Genomic DNA, 21,063 nt, shown 5'->3' with positions numbered 1-21,063 from the left:
GCTTAACGCAACTTACTGATGTCTAGTGCTTGCCAATGCGGGAAGTGCTTACGCACCAGGGCATTTAGCTCAACTTCAAAGTCGCTGAACTGACTTGCTTGTTGCTCCTGCGTAGCTGCTAATACCTGCTCAACCATACCCGCACCCACGGTCAGGTTAGACAGGCGGTCGATCAGGATAAAGGCACCTGTTTCGCGGTTATTGCGATACACATCCGCTAGCAAGGGTTCGGTCAAATCCACAGTCACTATGGCAATCTCGTTAAGCTGCAGCTTGTCCGCCTCGCCATGGGCCAAGGTATTTACGTCTATGGTGTGATCTATGCGTGAGATCACCGCCGCAGTTTTCTTGGCACCTAGCTTAAGGTTATAGGTTTTGCCGACAACCAAAGGCTCTTCGTGCATCCATACCAGTTTGGCTTGCAACTGGTTGGTCGCCACCGAAGTGGAAGCGCTCGGTACGATCACATCGCCGCGACTGATATCTATCTCGTCGTTCAAGGTCATGGTGATCGCCTGGCCGGCTTCTGCGCTCTCCAGGTTGCCGTCGAAGGTGACCAGTTCCTTGATGCTGGAGGTTTTACCCGAAGGCAGTACCTTCACTGCATCGCCAACCTTAAACTCGCCCGAGGTGATAGTGCCCTGGAAACCACGGAAATCAAGGTTAGGGCGTACCACATACTGCACCGGCAGGCGGGCTTCAAAGCCATTATTGGTGGCTGCCGCCGGAGAATCTTCCAGCAACTCAAGTAAGGGCTTATCCGTGTAATACGGCGTGTGCTCGGAGCGAGTCACCACGTTGTCGCCTTTAAGGGCTGACATGGGCACAAACTTGATATCGCTGACATTCAGCTGCTCGGCAAACTTAAGGTAATCGGCCTTGATCTTTTCGTACACAGTTTCATCGAAGCCGACGATATCCATTTTGTTGATGGCTACCACAAACTGCTCGATACCAAGTGAGTCACAGATAAAGCTGTGGCGCTTGGTTTGCACCTGTACACCATAGCGGGCATCAACCAGAATAATCGCCAGATCACTGGTTGACGCGCCGGTCACCATGTTCCGGGTGTATTGCTCGTGTCCCGGGGTGTCGGCAATAATAAACTTGCGCTTGGCGGTGGAGAAATAGCGATAGGCCACATCTATGGTGATGCCTTGCTCGCGCTCTGCCTGCAGGCCATCAACCAGAAGGGCTAAATCCAGCTCTTCACCGGCGTTACCCACCTTTTCATTGTCTTTATGCAGTGCCGCCAGTTGATCTTCATAGATCTGGTGGCTGTCGTGTAACAAACGGCCGATCAGCGTCGATTTACCATCGTCAACGCTGCCACAGGTCAACAGGCGCAACAGGCTTTTGTCTTGTTGGCGCGTTAAATAGGCCTCTATGCCTAATTCTTTTACTTCATTGGCAGTTGCTGACATTAGAAATAGCCCTCACGTTTTTTCTTCTCCATGGAACCGGCGGAATCGTGATCGATTACGCGGCCCTCACGCTCCGATGATGTCGACAGCAGCATCTCTTCGATAATGCCGGTCAGGGTATTGGCTTCGGATTCCACCGCGCCGGTAAGCGGGTAGCAACCCAGGGTACGAAAACGCACCGACTTCAGCTGCGGCTGCTCGCCTTCGTTCAGTGGCATACGCTCATCGTCGACCATGATCAGGGTGCCGTTACGCTCAACCACGGGGCGTGGCTGGGCCAGGTAAAGTGGCACGATTTCGATATTTTCCTGGTAGATGTACTGCCAGATATCCAGCTCGGTCCAGTTCGACAACGGGAACACACGGATGCTTTCGCCCTGGTTCACTTCGCCGTTATAGGTATTCCACAGCTCCGGACGCTGGTTTTTCGGATCCCATCTATGGTGCTTATCGCGGAACGAATAGACGCGCTCCTTGGCGCGGGATTTCTCCTCGTCACGGCGCGCGCCACCGAAGGCTGCATCAAAACCATACTGATTAAGCGCCTGCTTCAGACCCTGGGTCTTCATGATGTCGGTGTGCTTGCTGGAGCCGTGTACGAAGGGGCTGATATTGATTGCCAAACCTTCGGGGTTTTTATGTACCAGCAGGTCAAAGCCGTATTCTTTGGCCATGCGATCACGAAACTCAATCATCTCGCGAAATTTCCAGTCGGTATCTACATGCAACAAGGGGAAGGGGATCTTCGCCGGAAAGAAAGCCTTACGGGCCAAGTGTAATAGCACCGAGGAGTCTTTACCTATGGAGTAAAGCATTACCGGGTTTTCAAATTCAGCCGCGACTTCGCGGATAATTTTGATGCTTTCAGCTTCAAGCTGCTGAAGATGTGTTAAAGCCATAGCTTTGTTCCTGCCTAAACTCTTAATAAATTTGCCATAGGGTGTTATGCCACATCGGTCAGGGGCTGCGCCAGGCTGCTGGTTTGCGCGGTATTGCCAAACCAGGCCAACTGCCGATGTAATGAGGCTACTTCACCTACTATGAGTAAGGCCGGTGACTGAATATTATGTTGAGTCACCAACTCGTCTAACTGTGCCAGGGTGCCCGTAACCACGCGCTGTTCTTTGCGCGTGCCGTTTTCTACTATGGCCACCGGTGTTGCCGGGCTGCGGCCATGGTCAATAAGTTGTGCCTTGATATCCGGAGATTTCATCACCCCCATGTAAATCGCCAGGGTTTGATTGGGCTTAGCAAGGGACTGCCAATCCAGCTCCTGACCCTCTTTTTTACAGTGGCCGGTTACAAACTGAATGCTCTGCGCGTGATCCCTGTGGGTCAGCGGAATACCGGCGTAAGCGCTACAGCCCGCTGCGGCGGTAATGCCTGGGACGATTTGATAGCTGACGCCATGCTCGGCCAGTACCTGCACTTCTTCGCCACCGCGACCATAAATAAAGGGGTCGCCGCCCTTAATACGGCAGACTTTTTTGCCTTGCTGCGCCAGCTCTACCAGGATTTCATTGGTGCGCTCTTGCGGCACGCTGTGATCACCGGCGCGCTTGCCCACACAAATAAGGTCGGCATCGCGGCGTACCAGCTCCATAATTTCGTCGGACACCAGGTAGTCGTAAACCACCACATCGGCCTGCTGCATTAGCTGTAAGGCTTTGAGCGTCAATAATTCCGGGTCGCCTGGGCCGGCGCCAATCACATACACCTCGCCCTTGGGCGCTGGGGTGTCATTCAGCATTTGCTGCAGTTGCGTATAGGCCTGTTCTTCATTGCCTTTTTGCACTTCACTCACCACATTGGAGTCAAACACCTGCTCCCAAAACTGACGGCGGTCGGCAAAGTGGGTAAAGCGCTGCTTTACCTGCGAACGAAAACGACCGACCAGATTGGCCAATGGGCCAATGTGCTGTGGGATCAAGGTCTCAAGTTTTTCCCGCAGACGTCTTGCCAGTACAGGCGCAGTGCCGGCACTTGAAATAGCGATAGTCACCGGGCTGCGGTCAACAATCGATGGGAAAATAAAGCTGCACTTGGGCTGATCATCGACCACATTAACGAAAATGTGCTGTTCATCGGCGGCCGTTTGTACCTGGGCATTGACCGTTTCACTGTCGGTAGCGGCGATCACCAGCATAAAGCCCTTTAGCTGCTCGGCGTTAAATTCGGCGCGAATCAGGGTGATTTTTTGTGCTTGTGCCAAGTTCTCTAGTTGCGTGCAAAATTCAGGCGCGATCAGCGTCAGTTTGGCACCCGCCTTGAGCATGGCCGTTGCCTTACGCAGGGCCACTTCGCCGCCGCCTACGACCAGTACCGGCTTATTATCTAATTTTGTGAATATGGGAAAATATTGCACGCGTTACCACCTGTTCCAAGCAACTAAAAAATAGCGAACCCTAAGATTCGTTAGAGCTGCAAAGCATAATGCCAGCCCCAATGGTTAAAAAATAATTTGTTCCAAGCTTATATAACCAAAAGTTATATGTTGACTTTAGAAATGGCTTAAGCCAATAAAAATAAAGCGTTAACGGAGTTTTATAAAACAGCCGGGAAGGGGATTTAAGAATTCCGTTTGAATGTTAGTATAGGTGTAGCGGAAAAAGGAGGGTGTGGAAATGAGTGCAGCAGATGACGCCTTGCGGGCATTGGCCTGTTTGGATTTTACGCGTTTGGATGAGCGGGATGAGGAGCAAGATATCAAAGCGTTTTTGCAGCAGTTGTCGGCGGATAAGCCCTTACCTGCGGCGATTTGCATCTATTCGCAGTGGTTAACCTATGTGCGCGCCTATATGCAGATGCACTTTTCTCAGCCCCCTGCCTTGGCGACCGTGACCAATTTTCCACATGGCGATCAGCCTTTAGATGAAGTGTTACGCGAAACCGAGTTGGCACTGGCCCTGGGCGCCGATGAAATCGATTTGGTCCTGCCCTATAAGCGTTTGCAGGCGGGGGATGAGCAAACGCCCTTGGATTATGTGCGCCGTTCAAAAGAGCTGTGTGCTGGTCGAGCGCGACTTAAGGTGATCATCGAAAGTGGCGAGCTCAGTTTGCCTCAGGTAGCGCAGGCGACCCGCATTGCCATCGCCGGTGGCGCCGATTTTGTCAAAACCAGCACAGGCAAGGTGGTGGTCAATGCCACTTATGAAGCCGTGGCCGTGATGCTGACGGAAATAAAGCAAAGCGGCCAGGATGTAGGGCTTAAGGTTTCCGGCGGTGTCAGAACCCTGGCACAGGCGCAGCAGTATATGGCTTTGGCCGATAAAGTAATGGGCGAGTCCTGGCTGACTCCCGCTCATTTTCGTTTTGGCGCTTCGGCGCTTTTAGAAGACTTGTATCGCGCCTTATGACAGACAGCGAAACAGAAAAATTACAATTAGAGCATGAAGCGGCGCGGCTTTTTTTGCGTGCTTATGAGCGCACCTATCATACGCCGATGCGCCATATCTGGCATAATGAGCCGGCCAAGCCCGACGTCAGCTGTTATATGGACGAAGAGCGTCTGGACATAGAGATCGCCCACCTGTATGCCAATGAACACGAGGCCATGGCGGTGTTGGGGCGGGTGTTGGGTCTGGATATCCAACGCCAACTGGCACAACTGGCTTTGAATCCGAGCTCGGAGCAACTGTCCTTTGCCCTGGGCCGATTGTTAAGCGCCAAAGCCAGCAAAAAATACGACAGTAAGCGAGTATGGCTGCTGATCCGCAATGCCAGCACACTATGGCAAAGAGAGGACTTTATTGCCGTTTTGCGTACTTTACCGGTGCCAAAGACGCATCAGTTTGAGCAAATCTGGTTGTTAAGCGATTGGCGTGGCGAAGAGCAACCTCTGCTGCTATACAAAGATTGAACGGACTAAAAGCGCGCAATTAATTTTATATGTGGCTGGCTTTTACTCTTGTGTTAGCGCGGTTGGTCAGTATAATGGGCATCCACTTTGCAGGGGCGTAGTTCCAATTGGTAGAACAGCGGTCTCCAAAACCGACGGTTGGGAGTTCGAATCTCTCCGCCCCTGCCACTTTTCAGCTAGTAAGTCTAAGTTTAAAAATCTGTTTTAAAAGCAATTTTTTAAGGTTAGATTTGGATAGATTTACCCTGTCAAGTGACGGGGTTGTTGTGTCTGTATTTAAGGTATCAGGAATTATGAGTGCAAATGTAGAAAACCCGTCAAGCTCGATGGACTGGGTAAAGTGGCTATTCGCCATTGCGTTACTGGTAGCAGCGGTAGTAGGTAACACCGTATATGGTGAAGAGTCTGCACTACTTAGAGCTATCGGTGTTGTTGCGGCAGTGGCTATCTCCTTAGCGGTAGCGGCGACCACAGAAAAGGGTCGTAACTTTATCAATTTCGCTAAAGAAGCACGCATCGAAGTACGTAAAGTGGTTTGGCCTACGCGTCAGGAAACCATACACACTACCTTCATCGTAATGATTGCAACAGTTATCATGGCACTAATCCTTTGGGGATTGGACGGAATTTTATTCCGAGTAGTAGGCTTTTTAACTGGGTTGGAGATCTAGTCCCATGACGGAAGAGAACAAAGAAAAGAAATTACGCTGGTATGTGATTCAGGCTTTCTCAGGTTTTGAGAAGCGTGTAGCACAAACCATCAAAGAGCACATTCAAATCCAGGGTCTGGAAGACAGCTTTGGTGAAGTGCTAGTACCTACTGAAGAAGTAGTGGAAATGCGCGCCGGTCAAAAGCGCAAATCAGAGCGTAAGTTCTTCCCAGGCTATGTTCTGGTTGAAATGGACATGAACGATGCCAGCTGGCACTTAGTGAACAGCACGCCTCGCGTGATGGGCTTTATCGGCGGTACTTCTGACCGTCCAGCGCCAATCAGCAAAAAAGAAGCGGATCGTATTCTTAACCGTCTACAAGAAAATGCCGAAGCGCCTAAGCCTGCGACTCTGTTCGAGCCGGGTGAAGTGGTACGTGTAGTTGATGGTCCTTTCGCCGACTTCAACGGTGTTGTTGAAGAAGTGGATTACGAGAAAAGCCGCGTAAAAGTATCTGTACTTATCTTCGGTCGTTCGACGCCGGTTGAGCTGGAGTTCAGCCAGGTAGAGCAAGACAAATAATTTGTCTACTTAAACGACAAAATCGTATTGAAAAAGGCCGCTGATTAACTTATAATCAGCGGCCTTTTTGTATTCGTGCTCGGTGTTCTGCACTTTAGTATGGGCAAAAAGCGCACTAAATTTTTAAATTGGGAAGCCGCTTGAGTACGCGTCCTCGCGCGCACGAGGCTAAGACCCACCTAACGAGGTATAATCATGGCTAAAAAAGTTGAAGCTTTAATCAAGCTACAAGTTGCTGCTGGTATGGCTAACCCTAGTCCACCAGTAGGTCCTGCTCTAGGTCAACACGGTGTTAACATCATGGAATTCTGTAAAGCGTTCAACGCCCGTACAGAATCACTAGAGAAAGGCGCTCCGGTTCCTGTAATCATCTCTGTTTACGGCGACCGTTCATTCACGTTTGAAATGAAGACACCACCTGCTGCTTACCTTCTTAAGAAAGCTGCTGGTATCAAGTCTGGTTCAGGCCGTCCTAATACTGAAAAAGTAGGTACTGTTACTCGTGCTCAACTAGAAGAAATCGTTGAGATGAAGAAACCTGACCTTACAGCGGCCGACATGGACGCTGCGGTACGCACTATCGCAGGTTCTGCGCGTGCAATGGGCTTGAACGTAGAGGACTAAGATAATGGCAAAACTAACTAAACGTATGCGTACTATCCGCGAGAAAGTGGAAGTAACTAAAGATTACGAAATCAACGAAGCTGTAGCGCTTCTTAAAGAGCTAGCGACTGCTAAGTTCGTTGAAAGTGTTGACGTTGCTGTTAACCTTGGTATCGATGCACGTAAATCTGACCAGAACGTACGTGGCGCAACTGTTCTTCCTCACGGTACTGGCCGTGACGTTCGCGTAGCTGTATTCACCGCTGGTGCAAATGCAGAAGCAGCGAAAGAAGCTGGTGCTGACATCGTAGGTATGGAAGATCTTGCTGAACTAGTTAAGAAAGGCGAGATGAACTTCGACGTAGTTGTTGCTTCTCCAGATGCAATGCGCGTTGTTGGTCAACTAGGTCAAATCCTAGGTCCACGTGGTCTTATGCCTAACCCTAAAACTGGTACTGTAACTCCTAACGTTGCAGAAGCAGTTAAAAATGCTAAAGCTGGTCAGGTTCGTTACCGTAACGACAAGAACGGCATCATCCACACTACTATCGGTAAAGTGGATTTCACAGCTGAGCAACTACAAGAAAACCTTGAGTCTCTAATCGTAGCGCTTAAGAAAGCTAAGCCTTCTCAAGCGAAAGGTACTTTCATCAAGAAAGTAAGCATCTCTACGACTATGGGCGCAGGTGTTTCTGTTGACCAAAACTCTCTAAGCACGCAAGTATCGTAATTAAAGAGTTTACGTGGCGCGATTTTTATACTATAATTTCGCGCCATTTTGTTGAGAAAACGTCTCAACAAAACAACAAATTCGGGTTGAAGCCAAGTTAAATTGGCTTCCGTCCAAGACCGTAGGTGCAGTGTTTCATTGCTTAATCTCCTACGTAGACGGTGTGAATCCCAGCTAGATTTTTCCTAATCTTCTGGCTCTCGCCGTAACAAGCAACTCCGCTAATTGATTGGTGGAGTAGAGTAAAACTGAGGGATGTAAGTTCCTCACAACCAGGAGTAACACCCATGGCTTTAAACCTTCAAGACAAAAAAGCAATTGTTGCTGAAGTCAACGAAGCTGCCAAAGGTGCTCTATCTGCAGTTGTTGCAGATTCTCGTGGTGTAACAGTAGACGCTATCACAGGCCTTCGTAAAGAAGCTCGTGCAGCTGGTGTATGGATGAAAGTTGTTCGTAACACCCTAGCTCGCCGTGCTGTTGAAGGTACTGAATACGAGTGTCTAACCGAATCACTAGTAGGCCCAAGCCTAATCGCTTTCTCTTCAGAGCACCCAGGTGCTGCTGCGCGTATCTTCAAAGATTTCGCCAAGAAGCACGAAGCGTTTGAGCTTAAAACGGCCGCTTTTGACGGTTCACTAGTTGATGTAGATATGCTTGCTAAGCTACCTACATACGACGAAGCTGTTGCACGTCTAATGAGCGCTATGAAAGAAGCTTCTGCGGGCAAGCTGGCAAAAACTCTTGCTGCAGTTCGCGACCAGAAACAAGAACAAGCTGCTTAATTTTTATTTATAAGCTATTGTTCTTTATCGGTGTATTGAATTTAATGAACCGCAAGGTTCGAGAATATTAGGAAATTTACAATGTCTGTAACTAAAGACCAAATCCTTGACGCTATTGCTGAAATGTCAGTAATGGAAGTTGTTGAACTAGTTGAAGCAATGGAAGAAAAGTTCGGCGTAACTGCAGCTGCTGCTGTTGTTGCTGCTGGTCCTGCTGAAGCTGCTGAAGAGAAGACTGAGTTCGACGTAATCCTAGCTGGCGCTGGCGCTAACAAAGTTGCTGCTATCAAAGCAGTACGTGGCGCTACAGGTCTTGGCCTTAAAGAAGCGAAAGCTCTTGTTGAATCAGCTCCTGCACCTATCAAAGAAGGTGTATCTAAGGAAGAAGCTGAAGCACTTAAGAAAGATCTTGAAGAAGCTGGTGCTGAAGTTGAGATCAAGTAATCTAGCATACGCTAGGTTCGCTGCCTGAGAAATCAGGCAAGGGCTGGTGATTATTTAATCACCGGCCCTTTTGCGCTATAGAGAGAAAATCCACTGTTGCGCTCTCTATAATCAAATTTCACTATTATTATCAATTAGTTACACCAATTATTGGCAATAGCAGTGACATTTGGACGCAACTCTAAATGTTGTAGAAATTGGCATATCGTCAATGAAGTCCTGTTCTTACAAGAACAGGTAGGGTCAAAGATCAGCAAGCTGAGGAACCCCATGGCTTACTCTTATTCTGAAAAGAAACGTATCCGTAAGGATTTTGGTAAACGTCCACAGGTGTTGGATGTGCCTTTCTTACTGCAGATGCAGCTAGAATCGTTTAAAAAATTCTTAACGCCGGACGCTGACGGTGATTTCGGTTTGGAAGCAGCTTTCCGTTCCGTTTTCCCGATTAAAAGCTACTCGGGCAATTCTGAGCTTCAATACGTAAGTTATCGTATTGGTGAGCCAGTATTCGACGTTAAAGAATGTCAAATTCGCGGCGTGACATATTCTGCTCCACTTCGCGTGAAACTTCGTCTAGTGCTTATGGACAAAGAAGCACCTGGCACTGTTAAAGACATCAAAGAGCAAGAAGTTTACATGGGCGAGATTCCGCTCATGACCGACACAGGTACCTTTGTTATCAATGGTACTGAGCGTGTTATTGTTTCTCAGCTACACCGTTCACCTGGTGTATTCTTTGATAACGACCGTGGTAAAACCCACTCGTCGGGCAAGGTTCTTTATAACGCCCGCGTTATCCCTTACCGTGGTTCTTGGCTCGACTTCGAATTCGATGCTAAAGATAACCTGTATGTACGTATTGACCGTCGTCGTAAACTTCCTGCGTCGATCATTCTGCGTGCCCTTGATTTCTCAACTGAAGAAATCCTAAACATCTTCTTTGAAACCACGACCTTTGAAGTGACTGACGGTAAAGTTCTTATGGAACTTGTGCCTTCGCGTCTGCGTGGTGAAACCGCTGCTTTTGAAATCAAGAGCGAAGACGGTGAAGTATTGGTTGAGCAAGGCCGCCGTGTAACTGCGCGTCATATCAAAACCATCGAGAAAAAAGGCATCGACCAGTTAGAAGTACCACACGAGTACATCATTGGCCGCGTACTAGCTAAAAACTACTTCGATGAGTCTACTGGTGAAGTAATCGCCAACGCTAACGACGAGCTATCGCTAGAGCTGATGGCTGAGCTTGTTAAAGCAGGTCACACTAAGATCGCAACTCTGTACATCAATGATGTAGACAGCGGTGCTTACATGTCAGATACGGTACGTATCGACTCAACGAACAACCGCCTAGAAGCACTTGTGGAAATTTACCGCATGATGCGCCCTGGTGAGCCACCAACAAAAGAAGCGGCCGAAGCTCTATTCGACAACCTATTCTTCTCTGATGAGCGCTATGATCTATCAACCGTAGGTCGTATGAAGTTCAACAGCCGTGTTGGTTACGATTCAGACGAAGGTCCGGGTACGCTTTCTAAAGAAGATATCGTTTCGGTAATGAAGGTACTTATCGACATCCGTAACGGTAAAGGCGATGTGGATGATATCGACCACCTAGGTAACCGTCGTATTCGTTCTGTGGGCGAAATGGCTGAGAACCAATTCCGTGTTGGTCTAGTACGTGTTGAGCGTGCGGTACGTGAGCGCCTAAGCCTTGGCGATCTTGATGCCATCATGCCACAAGACCTGATCAACGCTAAGCCTATCTCGGCTGCGGTTAAAGAATTCTTTGGTTCATCACAGCTTTCACAGTTTATGGACCAGAACAACCCGCTTTCAGAAGTAACGCACAAGCGTCGTATTTCTGCATTAGGTCCGGGCGGTCTAACGCGTGAGCGTGCAGGCTTCGAAGTACGTGACGTACACGTAACGCACTACGGTCGCGTATGTCCAATCGAAACGCCTGAAGGTCCAAACATCGGTCTAATCAACTCATTGTCTACGTACGCACGTACCAATGACTTCGGTTTCCTAGAAACACCTTACCGTAAAGTGGTAGATGGCTCTGTAACTGATGATGTTGATTACCTATCTGCTATCGAAGAAGGTCAATTCGTAATCGCTCAGGCAAACGTTGACTTGAACGATAACAACGAATTCATTGAAGAACTGGTTACTTGTCGTCACAAAGGTGAATCAACCTTGATGCCGCGCGAAGACATCCAATATATGGACGTATCGCCACAACAGGTTATCTCAGTAGCTGCTGCCCTTATCCCATTCCTAGAGCACGATGATGCGAACCGTGCATTGATGGGATCGAACATGCAACGTCAGGCTGTTCCTACACTACGCGCCGATAAGCCGCTAGTAGGTACAGGTATCGAGCTTACACTTGCCAAAGACTCAGGTGTAACTATCGTTGCTAAGCGTGGTGGTGTGGTTGATTACGCTGATGCGAGCCGTATCGTTATCAACGTAAACGAAGATGAGCGTGTACCTGGTGAAGCCGGTATCGACATCTACAACCTGACTAAGTACACCCGTTCTAACCAGAACACCTGTATTAACCAAAAGCCAACTTGTATGGTTGGTGAGCCAATCGTACGTGGTGACGTACTAGCCGACGGTCCTTCAACAGACCTAGGTGACCTGGCACTTGGTCAAAACTTACGCGTGGCATTCATGCCTTGGAATGGTTACAACTTCGAGGATTCAATCCTACTTTCAGAGAACGTTGTAAAAGAAGATCGTCTAACGACTATCCACATCCAAGAGCTTCAGTGTATTGCTCGTGATACCAAGCTTGGGCCGGAAGAAATCACAGCCGATATCCCGAACGTGGGTGAATCTGCACTAGGCAAGCTGGATGAGTCTGGCGTTGTTTACATCGGTGCGGAAGTGAAAGGCGGTGACATCCTAGTAGGTAAAGTAACTCCGAAAGGCGAAACCCAGCTTACTCCAGAAGAGAAGCTACTGCGCGCCATCTTTGGTGAGAAAGCGTCTGACGTTAAAGACAGCTCGCTACGCGTACCTAACTCTGTATCTGGTACTGTTATCGACGTACAGGTCTTCACCCGTGACGGTGTAGAAAAAGACAAGCGTGCGCTTGAAATCGAAGAAATGCAGCTGCGTGAAGCCAAGAAAGACTTCAACGAAGAGTTCAAGATCCTTGAAGAAGGTGTATTGAGCCGTGCTCGCAAGCTTCTTACCGATTCAGGTGTAGACGCCGCCAAGCTAGCCGGTCTTGCTGCTGACAAGATCCTAACGCAAAGCCTGGCCGAAGAAGACAAGCAAGCTGAACTAGAGCAACTTGCTGCTCAGTACGAAGAGCTTAAGGCCGAGTACGACAAGAAATTTGAAACCAAGCGTCGCAAGATCACTCAAGGTGATGACTTAGCGCCGGGCGTATTGAAGATTGTGAAGGTTTACCTAGCGGTTAAACGTCGCATCCAGCCAGGTGATAAGATGGCGGGTCGTCACGGTAACAAGGGTGTTATCTCGACTATCGTACCTGTAGAAGACATGCCTTACGATGACAAGGGCCGTACCGTAGATATCGTGTTGAACCCACTGGGTGTACCATCACGTATGAACATCGGTCAGATCCTTGAAACCCATATGGGCCTAGCGGCACGTGGTATCGGTGAGCGTATCGAAGAAATGATGAAAGAGCAGCGTGAACTTCACGAGCTGCGCGAATTCATCAAGAAAGCGTACGAGCTAGGTGAATGTCGTCAGAAAGTAGACATCGACACCTTCTCAGATGACGAAGTTCGTCGTCTAGCCGAGCACCTTAAAGGCGGTCTACCAATCGCAACTCCGGCCTTCGATGGCGCTAAAGAAAGCGAAATCAAAGAGCTATTGGAGCTAGGTGGCTACCCATCAAGCGGTCAGGTAACCCTGTATGACGGTCGTACCGGTGACCAGTTTGAGCGTCAAGTAACCGTAGGTTACATGTACATGCTGAAACTGAACCACCTTGTTGATGACAAGATGCACGCCCGTTCAACTGGTTCTTACAGCCTAGTAACGCAGCAGCCTCTGGGTGGTAAAGCTCAGTTCGGTGGTCAGCGCTTCGGTGAGATGGAAGTATGGGCACTTGAAGCGTACGGCGCAGCCTACACGCTACAAGAGATGTTGACGGTGAAGTCGGATGACGTGAACGGTCGTACCAAGATGTATAAGAACATCGTTGATGGCAACCACAAGATGGAGCCAGGTATGCCGGAATCATTCAACGTATTGTTGAAAGAAATCCGTTCACTCGGTATCAACATCGAGCTTGAAGAAGAATAAGCCGGTTGGGCGCATAGTGCGCCCACTACCTGCAAAAAGAATGAATGGGCGGATTTCTGCCCTCGAGATTAACCTCCGACAGGAGAGCTAAGGTGAAAGACTTACTTAAGTTTCTGAAGCAACAAAATAAGACCGAAGAATTCGACGCAATTCGCATTGGTCTTGCTTCGCCAGACATGGTGCGTTCATGGTCATTCGGTGAAGTAAAGAAACCTGAGACCATTAACTACCGTACTTTCAAGCCTGAGCGTGACGGCTTATTCTGTGCCCGTATCTTCGGCCCAGTGAAAGACTATGAGTGTTTGTGTGGTAAATACAAGCGCTTAAAACACCGTGGTGTTATCTGTGAAAAATGTGGCGTTGAAGTAACGCTGACTAAAGTACGTCGTGACCGTATGGGTCACATCGAGCTTGCAAGCCCAGTAGCCCACATCTGGTTCTTGAAATCACTACCGTCTCGTATCGGCTTAATGCTTGATATGACGCTACGTGACATCGAGCGCGTACTGTACTTCGAATCATTCGTTGTGACCGAGCCTGGCATGACTACGCTTGAGCGTGGCCAGCTACTAGGCGAAGAAGAGTACTTGGATGCGCTTGAAGAGCACGGCGACGAGTTCGAAGCTAAGATGGGTGCAGAAGCTGTACTTGATCTGCTACGTGAACTGGACCTGGGTCAGCTGATCGCAGAAATGCGTGAAGAGCTACCTACTATCAACTCAGAAACTAAGCGTAAGAAAATTACTAAGCGCTTGAAGTTGATGGAATCATTCCACCAGTCTGGTAACAACCCAGAGTGGATGATCATGACTGTTCTTCCGGTTTTACCACCAGATCTACGTCCTCTAGTACCACTAGACGGCGGTCGTTTTGCGACCTCTGATCTGAACGACCTATACCGTCGTGTTATCAACCGTAACAACCGTTTGAAGCGTCTTCTTGACCTAGCGGCACCAGACATCATCGTACGCAACGAAAAGCGTATGCTTCAAGAAGCGGTCGATGCGCTACTTGATAATGGTCGTCGTGGCCGTGCGATCACAGGTTCTAACAAGCGTCCTCTTAAGTCGCTTGCAGACATGATCAAGGGTAAGCAAGGTCGTTTCCGTCAAAACCTTCTAGGTAAGCGTGTTGACTACTCAGGCCGTTCTGTAATCACCGTAGGTCCGACACTGAAACTACACCAGTGTGGTCTTCCTAAGAAAATGGCACTTGAGCTATTCAAGCCATTCATCTACGGCAAACTAGAGCGCCGCGGTATGGCGACAACCATCAAAGCTGCGAAGAAGATGGTTGAGCGTGAAGTACCAGAGGTTTGGGACGTACTAGACGAAGTAATTCGTGAACACCCAGTGCTACTTAACCGTGCACCTACACTTCACCGTTTGGGTATCCAGGCGTTTGAGCCGGTACTAATCGAAGGTAAAGCGATTCACCTGCACCCACTAGTGTGTGCGGCGTATAACGCTGACTTCGACGGTGACCAAATGGCGGTTCACGTACCATTGACGCTAGAAGCGCAGCTAGAAGCGCGTGCGTTGATGATGTCAACCAACAACATTCTTTCGCCTGCGAACGGTGAGCCAATCATCGTACCTTCACAGGACGTTGTATTGGGTCTTTACTACATGACCCGTGATCGCATCAATGCCAAAGGTGAAGGCCTGGTATTTAAAGACGCGAAAGAAGCTGAAAAAGCATACCGTACCGGCGTTGCGCAACTACACGCACGCGTAAAAGTACGTATGACGCAAACAGTGATTGCCGAAGACGGTACTTCAAGTGAAGTAACTGGCATCGTTGAAACCACTGTAGGTCGTGCAATCTTCTCATTAATCATGCCACAAGGCTTACCGTTTGAGTTGGTTAACCGCCCACTTGGTAAGAAGCAAATCTCTGGCATGCTGAACGAGTGTTACCGTCTACTAGGTCTTAAAGATACCGTTATCTTTGCCGACCAGGTTATGTACACCGGTTTCCACTACGCGATGAAGTCGGGTGTGTCTATCGGTATCAATGACATGGAAATTCCACCGGTTAAAGCTGAGATCATCGAAGCGGCCGAGGAAGAAGTTGCTGAAATCAACCAGCAGTTCCAGTCAGGTCTTGTAACCGCCGGTGAAAAGTACAACAAGGTTATCGATATCTGGTCACGTGTGAACGAAAACCTTTCACGCGAAATGATGGCTAACCTGTCAAAAGACACTGTAATCAACGCTGACGGCGTTGAAGAAGAGCAAGACTCATTCAACTCAGTGTTTATGATGGCCGACTCGGGCGCTCGTGGTAGTGCTGCTCAGATCCGTCAGTTGGCGGGTATGCGTGGTCTAATGGCACGTCCGGATGGTTCAATCATCGAAACACCAATCACGGCTAACTTCCGTGAAGGTCTGAACGTACTTCAGTACTTCATCTCGACCCACGGTGCGCGTAAAGGTCTTGCCGATACCGCATTGAAGACAGCGAACTCGGGTTACCTAACGCGTCGTCTAGTAGACGTAGCGCAAGACTTGGTAATCAACGAAGTAGACTGTGGTACCGAAGATGGTCTAACCATGAAGCCGCTAATCGAAGGTGGTGACGTAGTTGAGCCGCTACGCGAGCGTGTACTAGGTCGTGTGGTTGCTGAAGACGTGGTTATCCCAGGTACTGATACTGTACTAGTTGAGCGTAACATCATGCTTGACGAGAAACTGTGTGACCTTCTAGAAGAGCACTCAGTGGACGAAGTACGCGTACGTTCTGTTATCACCTGTGACAACGACTTCGGCGTATGTTCGAACTGTTACGGTCGTGACCTTGCCCGTGGCCACCGCATCAATGCGGGTGAAGCGGTCGGTGTTATCGCGGCACAGTCAATCGGTGAGCCGGGTACACAGCTTACGATGCGTACCTTCCACATCGGTGGTGCGGCATCTCGAGCGTCAGCAGAGAACAGCGTACAAGTTAAGAACAACGGTCGTCTTAAGCTGCACAATGCGAAATTCGTATTGAACACTGAAGGCAAGATTGTAATCACTTCACGTTCAACTGAAATCACCATCATCGATGAGCATGGTCGTGAGAAAGAGCGTTATAAAGTACCTTACGGTGCAGTACTAACTGTACAAGACGGTGCGGAAGTGAAGGGTAACGACATAGTTGCTATGTGGGACCCGCACAGTCACCCAATTATTATCGAACACGAGTCAAAAGTGTCGTTCAGCGACATCGACGATTCGAACACAGAAACGCAGACAGATGATCTGACTGGCCTAACACGTGTGGTTATTAAAGACCTTGCGAAAGTTAACGCCAAAGAGCCTAAGCTAATCATTGAAAATGAAGAGCGTGGCCTGCAGGAAATCCGCCTACCGTCATTCACCACTATCGAGGTGAGCGATGGTGCGACATCTAAACCAGGTGACGTATTAGCGCGTATTCCACAAGAAGGTTCGAAGACTCGAGACATCACCGGTGGTCTACCGCGCGTAGCGGACCTATTCGAAGCTCGTAAGCCGAAAGATCCAGCAATCCTTGCTGAAATCTCAGGTATGGTTAGCTTTGGTAAAGAGACCAAGGGTAAGAAACGTCTTGTGATCACACCGGAAGAGGGTGATGCATACGAAGAGATGATTCCTAAGTGGCGTCAGCTTAACGTGTTCGAAGGTGAAATCGTATCTAAAGGTGAAGTTATCGCCGATGGTCCGGAGTCTCCGCATGACATCCTTCGTCTACGTGGCGTAACCGATGTTGCTAACTACATCGTTAACGAAGTGCAAGACGTTTACCGTCTGCAAGGTGTAAAGATTAACGATAAGCACATTGAAACCGTGATCCGTCAGATGCTACGTAAGTGTCTGATCACTGACGGTGGTGACTCTGAATTCCTAGCCGGTGAGCAGGTTGAGGTAGCACGTGTAAACATTGCGAACCGTGACCTAGAAGAGCAAGGTAAGATCCCAGCTAAGTTTGAAATTCAGCTGATGGGTATTACCAAAGCGTCACTTGCTACAGAATCATTCATTTCTGCAGCCTCGTTCCAGGAGACCACGCGTGTCCTAACCGAAGCCGCTGTAAATGGTAAGAGCGATGAGCTACGTGGTCTGAAAGAGAACGTAATCGTGGGTCGTTTGATCCCAGCCGGTACCGGCTTTGCGTATCACCAAGATCGCGCTAATCGTCGCAAGCAAAATGCAGAGGACCTGCTAGAGCCAACAGTAAGTGCTGAAGAGGCAACTCAAGCGCTAACTGACGCCCTAAACGCAGATCTGTCTGGCGACCAAGAATAAACTTAATTTCATAATTAAGTCATGCCTGGAGTGGTAGAATGCTGCTCTGGGCATTGTTTTGGTTGACAGGCTAAACTTTGCTCATTAAAATTCCGCCACCCTTTTACTCGCTACAGTGACTGTTGCGGATAAATTGGGCGGAATTTTTAATTTCAGTAGTAATTTTAATTTTTCAGGAGCTATTTAATGGCAACTATTAACCAGCTAGTGCGCAAGCCACGTCGCAGCAAGGTTACCAAAAGTAACTCAGCCGCGCTAAAGGCATGTCCACAAAAGCGTGGTGTATGTACTCGTGTATATACTACTACTCCTAAGAAACCTAACTCGGCTCTACGTAAAGTAGCCCGTGTTCGTCTAACGAACGGTTTCGAAGTAACATCATACATCGGTGGTGAAGGTCACAACCTTCAAGAGCACAGTGTAATCCTAATCCGTGGTGGTCGTGTTAAAGACTTACCAGGTGTACGTTTCCACACTGTTCGCGGTGCACTTGACTGTGCAGGCGTAAATGACCGTAAACAAGGTCGTTCTAAGTACGGTGCAAAACGCCCTAAGGGCTAATGGTTCTCCGTTAGTAAGGCCAAGCACTTAAATTTTTAATAAATATTGTTTTGGGAATCTGTTCAAAAGACAGACCTGAAGATACCGGAGATTCAAAATGCCAAGAAGACGCGTTATAGGTCAACGTAAAATTCTTCCAGATCCTAAGTTCGGATCAGAATTACTTGCAAAGTTCGTCAACGTAGTAATGCTTGACGGCAAAAAATCTACTGCTGAAAAAATCGTATATGGTGCGCTAGACGTGGCTGCTGAGAAATCAGGCAAGTCGCACCTAGAAATCTTTGAAGCTGCACTTGAAAACGTTCGCCCACAGGTTGAGGTTAAATCTCGCCGTGTTGGTGGTTCAACGTACCAAGTACCAGTTGAAGTACGTCCAGTTCGTCGCAACGCACTAGGTATGCGTTGGTTAGTTGACGCTGCACGTAAGCGTGGCGAAAAATCTATGGGCCTTCGTCTGGCTCAAGAGATCGTTGACGCTGCTGAAAACAAAGGCACTGCGGTTAAGAAACGTGAAGACGTTCACCGTATGGCTGAAGCGAACAAAGCATTCGCTCATTACCGTTGGTAATCTGTCCTTAACCTTTAAGAGGATAATATGGCACGTACAACTCCAATTGAGCGCTACCGCAATATCGGTATTTGTGCTCACGTAGATGCGGGGAAAACCACCACTACGGAACGTGTACTTTTCTACACGGGCCTATCTCACAAAATCGGTGAGGTACATGATGGTGCCGCAACTATGGACTGGATGGAGCAAGAGCAGGAGCGTGGTATCACTATCACGTCTGCTGCGACTACTTGTTTCTGGAAGGGGATGGACGCGCAATTTGACGATCACCGCATCAACATCATAGACACTCCTGGACACGTAGACTTCACCATTGAAGTTGAGCGTTCACTGCGTGTACTAGATGGTGCCGTGGTCGTGCTTTGTGCCTCATCAGGTGTACAGCCACAGACAGAAACAGTTTGGCGCCAGGCCAACAAATACGAAGTTCCTCGTTTGATCTTCGTAAACAAGATGGACCGCATTGGCGCCGACTTTTTGTCGGTTGTAGATCAGGTGAAAACCCGCCTGGGTGCTACTCCTGTTCCCATTCAGCTGCCTATCGGTGCTGAAGAAGAATTTAAAGGTGTTATCGATCTTATCAAGATGAAAGTCATCAACTGGAACGACGAAGACCAGGGCATGACCTTCAGCTATGAAGAGATCCCGGCAGAACTTCAAGACCAAGCCGAAGAATACCGCTCTGAGCTAATCGAAGCGGCTGCGGAAGCGTCTGAAGAACTAATGGACAAATATTTAGAGGAAGGCGAGCTCAGCGAAGCTGAGATCAAAGAAGGCCTGCGCGCCCGCACCTTAGCGAACGACATCGTGCTAATGGCCTGCGGTAGTGCATTTAAAAACAAGGGTGTTCAAGCCGTGCTTGATGCCGTGGTTGAATACATGCCTTCACCAACCGAAGTCAAAGCAATCCAGGGTGTGTTAGAAGACGGTGTAACCGAAGACACGCGCCCAGCAGACGACAAAGCGCCATTCTCGGCCTTGGCGTTTAAGATTGCCACCGACCCCTTTGTTGGTACGCTAACCTTTTTCCGTGTTTACTCGGGCACAGTGGGCCAGGGTGATACGGTTTATAACCCAGTTAAATCAAAGCGTGAGCGCTTCGGTCGTATCGTTCAGATGCACGCAAACTCACGCGAAGAGATCAAAGAAGTTCGTGCCGGCGATATCGCCGCTGCGATTGGTCTCAAAGACGTTACAACAGGTGATACCCTGTGCGATGGTAATGCTCCTATTACGCTTGAGCGTATGGAATTCCCAGAGCCGGTAATCTCTGTTGCGGTAGAGCCAAAAACCAAGGCAGACCAGGACCGCATGGGCGTGGCGCTAGGTAAACTAGCGGCAGAAGACCCATCGTTCCGTGTACAGACCGACGAAGAATCTGGCCAGACTATTATCTCTGGTATGGGTGAACTTCACCTGGATATCATCGTCGATCGTATGAAACGTGAATTCAATGTTGAATGTAACGTTGGTAAGCCCCAGGTTGCCTATCGTGAAGCGATTCGTTCAACCGTTGAGGTTGAGGGTAAGTTTGTACGTCAATCGGGTGGTCGTGGTCAGTATGGTCACGTTTGGGTCAAACTTGAACCACTTGATATCAGTGATGATGACGCACCAACCTTCGAATTCGTTAACGAAATCGTCGGTGGTACGGTACCGAAGGAATACATTCCTGCGGTAGAAAAAGGTCTCCACGAGCAGATGGAGCAAGGTGTTCTTGCTGGTTATCCGCTACTGGGCGTAAAAGCGACACTTTTCGATGGTTCATTCCACGATGTCGACTCGAACGAAATGGCCTTTAAGATCGCTGGTGCACTGGCAATGCGTAAGGGTGCGCTTGAAGCAAGCCCGGTATTGTTAGAGCCTATCATGAAGGTTGAAGTGATCACTCCAGAAGCAAACATGGGTGATGTTGTAGGCGACCTAAACCGTCGCCGCGGTATGATCGATGGCATGGATGAGGCACCTGGCGGTTTGAAACAAATCAACGCCGAGGTTCCGCTTTCAGAAATGTTCGGTTATGCAACTGACTTACGTTCTGCCACGCAAGGTCGTGCCTCGTACTCGATGGAATTCCTCAAGTACGCAGAAGCGGCTAAAAACGTAGCAGAATCTATTATTGCAGCTCGCGCTGTTAAGTAATTTTAGTTCGGTCCGATCTTCGGGTCGGACTTTAATTTCTTTATAGGAATTTTTAAAATGGCAAAAGAAAAGTTTGAACGCGTAAAACCGCACGTAAACGTTGGTACAATCGGCCACGTTGACCACGGTAAAACAACTCTAACTGCA

Annotated in this window: 17 protein-coding genes and 1 tRNA gene; 15 read left to right on the top strand and 3 right to left on the bottom strand. The window is 48.8% G+C overall.

Features of this window, described 5'->3' with window-relative positions; genetic code table 11:
• Positions 1 to 2: 2 nt before the first annotated feature.
• The 3 genes from cysN to cysG are packed head-to-tail and all read right to left on the bottom strand — an operon-like array spanning position 3 to position 3,789.
• Positions 3 to 1,424, bottom strand: coding sequence for a sulfate adenylyltransferase subunit CysN (gene cysN, locus C2M35_RS09085; RefSeq protein WP_105257856.1), 1,422 nt, complete (start codon positions 1,422 to 1,424; stop codon positions 3 to 5).
• Positions 1,424 to 2,323: a sulfate adenylyltransferase subunit CysD gene (gene cysD, locus C2M35_RS09080; RefSeq protein ID WP_105199940.1), complete on the bottom strand. Its 900-nt coding sequence runs from the start codon at positions 2,321 to 2,323 to the stop codon at positions 1,424 to 1,426. The genes cysN and cysD overlap by 1 nt, the downstream gene beginning before the upstream one ends.
• Before the next feature lie 44 nt (positions 2,324 to 2,367).
• Entirely contained in the window at positions 2,368 to 3,789 is a 1,422-nt protein-coding gene (gene cysG, locus C2M35_RS09075) for a siroheme synthase CysG (RefSeq protein WP_105257857.1), read from the bottom strand.
• 259 nt (positions 3,790 to 4,048) lie between these two features.
• Here cysG and deoC point away from each other — a divergent pair, with 259 nt between their 5' ends.
• From deoC to C2M35_RS09000, 15 genes are all read left to right on the top strand, one after another.
• Complete coding sequence (gene deoC, locus C2M35_RS09070) at positions 4,049 to 4,780, top strand: deoxyribose-phosphate aldolase (RefSeq protein ID WP_105265152.1); 732 nt, start codon at positions 4,049 to 4,051, stop codon at positions 4,778 to 4,780.
• A complete protein-coding gene (locus C2M35_RS09065) occupies positions 4,777 to 5,283 on the top strand; it encodes a hypothetical protein (protein WP_105199937.1) in 507 nt (168 codons plus the stop codon). Before deoC ends, C2M35_RS09065 begins: the two co-directional genes overlap by 4 nt.
• Positions 5,284 to 5,374: 91 nt before the next feature.
• A tRNA-Trp gene (locus tag C2M35_RS09060) sits at positions 5,375 to 5,451 on the top strand.
• A gap of 125 nt (positions 5,452 to 5,576) precedes the next feature.
• The gene (gene secE / locus C2M35_RS09055; RefSeq protein WP_105199936.1) at positions 5,577 to 5,954 is read left to right on the top strand and encodes a preprotein translocase subunit SecE; all 378 of its coding nucleotides are present in this window, start codon (positions 5,577 to 5,579) and stop codon (positions 5,952 to 5,954) included.
• 4 nt (positions 5,955 to 5,958) lie between these two features.
• The gene (gene nusG, locus C2M35_RS09050; protein ID WP_105199935.1) at positions 5,959 to 6,516 is read left to right on the top strand and encodes a transcription termination/antitermination protein NusG; all 558 of its coding nucleotides are present in this window, start codon (positions 5,959 to 5,961) and stop codon (positions 6,514 to 6,516) included.
• Positions 6,517 to 6,711: 195 nt separating this feature from the next.
• Complete coding sequence (rplK, locus tag C2M35_RS09045; RefSeq protein WP_105199934.1) at positions 6,712 to 7,140, top strand: 50S ribosomal protein L11; 429 nt, start codon at positions 6,712 to 6,714, stop codon at positions 7,138 to 7,140.
• 4 nt (positions 7,141 to 7,144) lie between these two features.
• Positions 7,145 to 7,849 carry a 50S ribosomal protein L1 gene (gene rplA, locus C2M35_RS09040; protein ID WP_105199933.1) on the top strand — a complete coding sequence of 235 codons (705 nt, stop codon included), beginning with the start codon at positions 7,145 to 7,147 and terminating at the stop codon, positions 7,847 to 7,849.
• Positions 7,850 to 8,136: 287 nt separating this feature from the next.
• Positions 8,137 to 8,631 carry a 50S ribosomal protein L10 gene (gene rplJ / locus C2M35_RS09035; RefSeq protein WP_105199932.1) on the top strand — a complete coding sequence of 165 codons (495 nt, stop codon included), beginning with the start codon at positions 8,137 to 8,139 and terminating at the stop codon, positions 8,629 to 8,631.
• 81 nt (positions 8,632 to 8,712) lie between these two features.
• A complete protein-coding gene (gene rplL, locus C2M35_RS09030) occupies positions 8,713 to 9,075 on the top strand; it encodes a 50S ribosomal protein L7/L12 (protein ID WP_105189354.1) in 363 nt (120 codons plus the stop codon).
• A gap of 270 nt (positions 9,076 to 9,345) precedes the next feature.
• Positions 9,346 to 13,371, top strand: a complete 4,026-nt coding sequence (gene rpoB, locus C2M35_RS09025; RefSeq protein ID WP_105199931.1) for a DNA-directed RNA polymerase subunit beta — start codon at positions 9,346 to 9,348, stop codon at positions 13,369 to 13,371.
• A gap of 92 nt (positions 13,372 to 13,463) precedes the next feature.
• On the top strand, positions 13,464 to 17,642 hold the full coding sequence (gene rpoC, locus C2M35_RS09020; RefSeq protein ID WP_105265151.1) for a DNA-directed RNA polymerase subunit beta': 4,179 nt from the start codon (positions 13,464 to 13,466) through the stop codon (positions 17,640 to 17,642).
• A 186-nt stretch (positions 17,643 to 17,828) separates the two neighbouring features.
• Positions 17,829 to 18,203 carry a 30S ribosomal protein S12 gene (gene rpsL / locus C2M35_RS09015; protein WP_010387308.1) on the top strand — a complete coding sequence of 125 codons (375 nt, stop codon included), beginning with the start codon at positions 17,829 to 17,831 and terminating at the stop codon, positions 18,201 to 18,203.
• 97 nt (positions 18,204 to 18,300) lie between these two features.
• A complete protein-coding gene (gene rpsG, locus C2M35_RS09010; protein ID WP_105199929.1) occupies positions 18,301 to 18,771 on the top strand; it encodes a 30S ribosomal protein S7 in 471 nt (156 codons plus the stop codon).
• 27 nt (positions 18,772 to 18,798) lie between these two features.
• Entirely contained in the window at positions 18,799 to 20,916 is a 2,118-nt protein-coding gene (gene fusA, locus C2M35_RS09005; RefSeq protein ID WP_105199928.1) for an elongation factor G, read from the top strand.
• Positions 20,917 to 20,973: 57 nt separating this feature from the next.
• On the top strand, positions 20,974 to 21,063 hold a 90-nt coding region (locus tag C2M35_RS09000), incomplete at its 3' end, for a GTP-binding protein (RefSeq protein WP_233997923.1).

Source organism: Pseudoalteromonas sp. T1lg76 (assembly GCF_002964725.1).
In the GTDB taxonomy this organism is placed as follows: domain Bacteria; phylum Pseudomonadota; class Gammaproteobacteria; order Enterobacterales; family Alteromonadaceae; genus Pseudoalteromonas.
This window is presented reverse-complemented; position numbering and strand designations above follow the sequence as displayed.